Origin of the sequence: Herbaspirillum sp. UBA812 (assembly GCF_002296545.1) — a bacterium.
In the GTDB taxonomy this organism is placed as follows: Bacteria; Pseudomonadota; Gammaproteobacteria; order Burkholderiales; family Burkholderiaceae_D; genus Herbaspirillum; species Herbaspirillum huttiense.
Genome location: NZ_DBIC01000026.1, coordinates 1 through 5669, shown reverse-complemented (window position 1 = coordinate 5669; position 5669 = coordinate 1). Strand labels below are relative to the sequence as shown.

Annotated in this window: 4 protein-coding genes; 2 read left to right on the top strand and 2 right to left on the bottom strand. The window is 64.3% G+C overall.

Annotated elements, in window-relative coordinates; translation table 11 throughout:
- Positions 1-1651: MacB family efflux pump subunit (locus B3873_RS01390; protein WP_286863670.1), on the top strand; the 1651-nt coding region annotated here is incomplete at its 5' end.
- Between the two features lie 11 nt (positions 1652-1662).
- Positions 1663-3063 (top strand): efflux transporter outer membrane subunit, encoded by a 1401-nt coding sequence (locus B3873_RS01385; RefSeq protein ID WP_286863669.1) that lies wholly within the window; start codon positions 1663-1665, stop codon positions 3061-3063.
- A gap of 114 nt (positions 3064-3177) precedes the next feature.
- On the opposite strand, the gene flgL is transcribed toward B3873_RS01385, so the two are convergent.
- Positions 3178-4311, bottom strand: coding sequence for a flagellar hook-associated protein FlgL (flgL, locus tag B3873_RS01380; protein WP_039788484.1), 1134 nt, complete (start codon positions 4309-4311; stop codon positions 3178-3180).
- A 20-nt stretch (positions 4312-4331) separates the two neighbouring features.
- Positions 4332-5669, bottom strand: a 1338-nt coding sequence (locus B3873_RS01375; protein WP_286863668.1) for a flagellar basal body rod C-terminal domain-containing protein, incomplete at its 5' end; no start/stop codon positions are given.

The window sequence follows — 5669 nt, the reverse complement described above, 5'->3', positions numbered from 1 at the left end:
CGCCAACGTGGAAGTGCCCGCCGTCTATGCCGGCCAGGAACCGGCGCAGCGCCGCCAGCGCGCCGCCCAGTTGCTGGCGCGCCTCGGCCTGGCCGACCGTGGCCACCACAAGCCCGGCCAGCTCTCGGGCGGGCAGCAGCAGCGTGTCTCGATTGCGCGCGCGCTGATGAACGGCGGCGACGTGATCCTGGCAGACGAACCCACCGGCGCGCTGGACAGCCACAGCGGCCACGAGGTGATGAACATCCTCAAGGAATTGCACGCCGAAGGCCACACCATCATCATCGTCACCCACGACATGCAGGTGGCCAGCAATGCCCAACGCATCATCGAGATCAAGGATGGCCTGATCATCGCGGATCGCCGCAACAGCGCGCCCGAGGCGGCAGCGGTGAGCGGCATCATCAAGCAGGAGCGCCAGCAGCATCGGCAAGCCAGCGCCTGGCGCGCCGCGCTGGACCGCTTCAAGGAAGCGCTGCGCATGTCGCTGCTGGCGATGAACGCACATCGCCTGCGCAGCTTCCTGACCATGCTGGGGATCATCATCGGCATTGCCTCGGTGGTCTCGGTCGTGGCCCTGGGCAGTGGCTCGCGCGAACAGATCCTGTCCGACATCAGCTCCATGGGTACCAATACCATCGACATCTTCCCCGGCACTGATTTCGGCGACATGAAGTCCGCCGCCATCCGCACCCTCACGCCAGCCGATGCCGCCGCCCTGGCTGAACAGAATTACGTGGACAGCGTCACGCCCAGCGTGTCCACAGCCTCCTCGGCGCGCTACGGCAACATCTCGGTCACGGCCACCATCAATGGCGTCGGTGAACAGTATTTCCGCGTGCGCGGACTGAAGATGGCGCAGGGCATGAGCTTCGACAACGACAGCATCCGCCGCCAGGCGCAGGAAGTGGTGATCGATGCCAATACCTACAAGAAGCTCTTTCCCAACGGCGGCAATGCGCTGGGTGAAGTGATCTTCCTCGGCAGCGTGCCGTGCCGGGTGATCGGCGTGACGCAGAAGCGCGAGAACGGATTTGGCAACAACAGTTCGCTCAACGTCTGGGTACCCTATACCACCGCCATGACGCGCGTGATCGGCCAGCGCTACCTGAGCGGCATCACCGTGCGGGTCAGCGACAAGGTCCCCAGCGCGGCGGCAGAACAAGGCATCACCCAGCTGATGACGCTGCGCCATCGCACCAAGGACTTCTACATCTTCAACACCGACAGCATCCGCCAGACCATCGAAAAGGCCACGGCCACGCTGACCCTGCTGGTGTCGATGATTGCGCTGATCTCGCTGGTGGTCGGTGGCATCGGCGTCATGAACATCATGCTGGTCTCGGTCACCGAGCGCACCCGCGAGATCGGCGTGCGCATGGCCGTAGGCGCGCGCCAGGGCGACATCATGCAGCAGTTCCTGATCGAAGCGGTACTGGTCTGCCTGGCCGGCGGCTTGCTGGGCGTGCTGCTGGCGCTGTCCTTCGGGGCGGTGTTTGCGCACTTCGTCAGCAGCTTCCACCTGATCTATTCCACTGCCTCCATCGTCAGTGCCTTCGCCTGCTCTACCCTGATCGGCGTGGTGTTCGGCTTCCTGCCGGCGCGCAATGCTGCGCGCCTCAATCCGGTGGATGCCCTCGCCCGCGAATGAAATTGCCCGTCATGTCCAAGCTCCCGTCCTTCCCTCCTCCTTCCCGCCTCGCGCTGTTGCTGGCGCTGGCCCTGCTGGGCGGCTGCAGTTCGCTGGTGCGCACGCCCTACACCGCACCAGTGACCCAGACCCCGGCCGCCTGGCAACAACGCGACCCGGCCGCTGCCGTCAACGCCAGCCGCTGGTGGCAAGGCTTCGGCGATGAGACCCTCAGCGCCCTGATCGATGAGGTCCTGCGCAAGAACAACAACCTGGCGCTGGCGACCATCAAGGTCCGGCGCGCCCAGTTGCAGGCCGGGATCGCCAATGATGCCTTCGTCCCGGCGCTCAGCGGACAAGTGGGCAGCAGCGCCAGCAAGGCGCTCGATGGCAATCGCCAGACTGCCCGCAGCAGCCAGAACTCGCTGAGCCTGTCCTATGAAGTCGACCTGTGGGGCCGGCTGGGTACCAACTACGACGTGGCCCGCTGGGAAGTCCTGGCCACCGAGCAAGACCGCGCGGCCACGGCGCTCTCGCTGGTCGGCACCACCGCCAACCTGTACTGGACCGGTGCCTACCTGAACCAGCGGCTGCGCACTGCCGAGCAGAGCATCGCCTATGCGCAGAAGACCCTGGACCTGATCAATACCCAGTACCGCGCAGGGGCGGTGTCGTCAGTGGATGTGCTGACCGCACAGCAGAACCTGCTGAGCCAGCAAGCCAGCTATACCGAACTGGTGCAGCAGCAGGTGGAAAATGACAATGCCCTGGCCATCCTGTTCGACAGTCCACCCGGCCAGCGCCGCAGCCTGCCACCGGCGCTGCCGGAGCAGCCGCTGCCGGTGCTGGAGGCGGGACTGCCGGCCGAGCTGCTGGCGCGGCGTCCGGATCTGCGGGCGGCCGAGTTGCGATTGCGCGAGTCGCTGGCCAACGTCGACCTGACGCGCGCCAGCTTCTATCCGAAGCTGAGCCTCACCGGGTCGCTGGGGACCAGCAGCGACGCCTTGCTGCGCCTGGTGCAGAATCCGGTAGCCTCGCTGGCGGCGCAGTTGAGCCTGCCGTTTTTGCAGCAGACCCAGATGAAGCTGCAGATCAAGGTCTCGCAGGCCGACTATGAGAGCGCCGTCACCCAGTTCCGCCAGACCCTGTACGCCGCCTTCAGCGACGTCGAGAACGCCCTTTCGGCGCGCACGCAATACGCCCGGCAGCAGGCGCTGCTGGCGCGCAACGTCGAAGTGGCGCGGGCAGCCGAACAGCTCTACGAACTGCGTTACCGGGCTGGCTCGGTGACCTTGCAATCCTGGCTGGATCAGCAGGACAAACGCCGCAGCGCCGAGAACACGCTGGCGCAGGTCCGCCTGAACCAGCTGAAAAACCAGATGACGCTGTACCAGGCCCTGGGCGGCGATGCCCGTGCGACTTCGCCGCAATGAACGTCGACGGTTTGTGTCTGCGGCAAACAAAAAGGCGAACCCGCGGGTTCGCCTTTTTTGCATTTTCCTTCACGGCGATCGGCCTGGAACGCCGTCGCTGTGAAAGTAAATTCATTATTTCAGGTAATTCAGCAAAGTCAGGCCACTGGTGGTGACGAACACCTTCTGCGCTGCCGACAGATAGGTCTGCTTGAGCGTCAGGTCGCTGATCAGCTCGCTGGTATCGGACAGGTTGCGGCCCAGCAGGTTGTTGATGGTCTGGGTGTAGTTTTCCTTGTTGACTTCACCGGCGGCGTCGAGGTTGTCCAGCTCGTTCTGGCGCGCGCCGATGGATGCCTTGACGGTGGACACGCTGCTGGAAATCGAGTCGATCTGGGTATTGAACTGCGCCAGGTTGCGTGCCAGTGCCGCCTGGCTGCCGACCACCGGGGTACGTGCCGCATTGGCCGCATCCGATTGCAGCTTGAGCGCGGCGGTCGAGGTGAATTGCGCCTGGTAGCCCGGATCGTCCGGCTTCATGGCATCCAGGGTAGCCTGGGCCGCCTTGTAGGCGGCGATCGGGGTCTGGCCGCTGCCGGCGGGATAGACATAGTTGTTGGCGGCCGTGTCATCGGCCTTGTTGGCGGCTTCGGTCACCGGCACCGACAAGACGTTGATCAGGTTGGTCATGGTCTTGAAGATGTCCTGGCCATTGCCCTGGAACACCGTCTGGCCCGAGGCGCTGATATCCATCTGGCGGGTCGAGTCCACCTGCAGCGTCATGGCCCCCTGGTCGCCGTTGTAGACCACGCCGCCGGTACCATCCAGCGTGAAGGGCTGCGTCGTGCTCTTGAAGCCGGAGAAGATGTAATTGCCCTGCCCGTCCTGGGCATTGGCATAGCCCAGCACTTCGTTGAGGTTGCCCTTGATCTCGGACGCCATGTTGATACGCTCGGCGTTCGAGTAGGAGGCATTGCCGGCCGTGATGACGTTGGATTTCAGCTTGGTCAGCATGTTGGTCAGGCTGTCCAGGGTTCCCTGCACGGTCGACAGCGCGCTGTTGGCGTTCTGGCGATTGGTCTTGTACTGGTCGTTGAGGGCCGAGGTCTGGGTCATGTCCAGGGCGCGGGCGGCAGCCACCGGATCATCCGACGGCAACAACACCTTCTGCTGCGCCGTCACCTGCTGCGTCAGCTTCAGGATCTGGCTCTGCATGCTGGTCAGGTCATTGTTGCTCGACTGATAGAGCATCTGGGTGCTAATACGCATGGTCGTCTTCCTTTAACTGATTAACCGCCCAGGGTGAGCAGGACATTGATCATGTCGCTGGCGGCCTGGATGATCTTGGCCGCGGCCTGGTACTGCTGCTGGTTCTTGATCATCTGCGCCAGTTCCTCGTCCTGGTTGACCCCGGACTCGGACTGCTGCTGGGCCTGGATCGCCGTCAGGCGCGTCTTCTCGGCCGTGTTGGTGACGTTGATCTCGTTGGTCTTGTTGCCGATGGTGGCCACCAGCTGCGAGTAGGAACCCTGGAAGCTGGTGCCATTGATGGTGTTGGCCGTCTGCAGGTTGGCCATGGCCAGCGCGTTGCGGTTGTCCGACGCGGCGCTGGTGTTGGCGGCAATGGTGAACTGGTCGCCATTGGACGGCTGGCCCGAAATCTTGAACTTGACGCCGCTGATCTCGTAGGTGTCGCCAGCGGTATAGGCCAGGCTGGTGGCACCGCCCGCGATGGCGGTGGTGGTGCCATCCTGGTGGGTGATGGTGCCGCCACCGGCAGGCACGGCCGGCGAAATGGTGAACGCCGGCGGCGTGGCCGCGGTGTTGTAGGTCAGCGTAGTGGGCTTGGTCAGCGGCGTGGTGGTGGTCAGGTAAGCCGCCGTGACCGAACCGGTGTTGATGGTCGCCGTGCCCTTGTTGGCCGCCACCGGAGCGAAGTTGAACTTGTCGCCGGCCGACGGTGTGCCGGTCAGGGAGTAAGTCACGCCACCGCTGCTGATGGTCATGCCCGGCGTGTAGTTGAACGCCGTGCCGGCTGCCACCGAACCGGTGGTGCCGTCCGGATTGGTATAGGTCACCGCAGGCGCCGGCGTTGCTCCGGTCCAGGCCGCCGTCAGCTGCACCTGGGTGCCGCTCAGCGAAGCCGTGAAGGCGACCGAGGAGCCCTGCTTGAAGGTGGTCGGATCCAGCGAGGTGTTGGAGATGATCGCATTGCCGGTATTGGTGCCCGGCGTGCTGGCATTGACGTTGTTGGTGGCGTTGATCGAGGTGGTGATCGGCGCGGCCGTGGCCAGCAACTGGGTATTGTTGAGCGCCAGCGAGAAGGCCGCTGCGCCATTGGCGGTCGGCTGGATCTTGTAGGTGTTGCCGCTGGCCATGGTCGGCGCGCCGCCCGGGGTCGCACCGTTGGAGTAGGTCACGCCATCGAGCGTGACCGGGAAAGCGGTGGCCGCCTTGACGGTCTTGGTGTTGTCCGACAGGCGGGTGAAGGTGTAGTTGGTACCGTCATAGCTCAGCGTGTAGTCGCTGGTGCTCAGCGCCGACGGATCGCTGATGGTCGCCGTCAGGTTGGTGGTCCCGGTGTTGCCGGGGAAACCGATCAGGTTGGGCGAGCTGACGTTGAACAG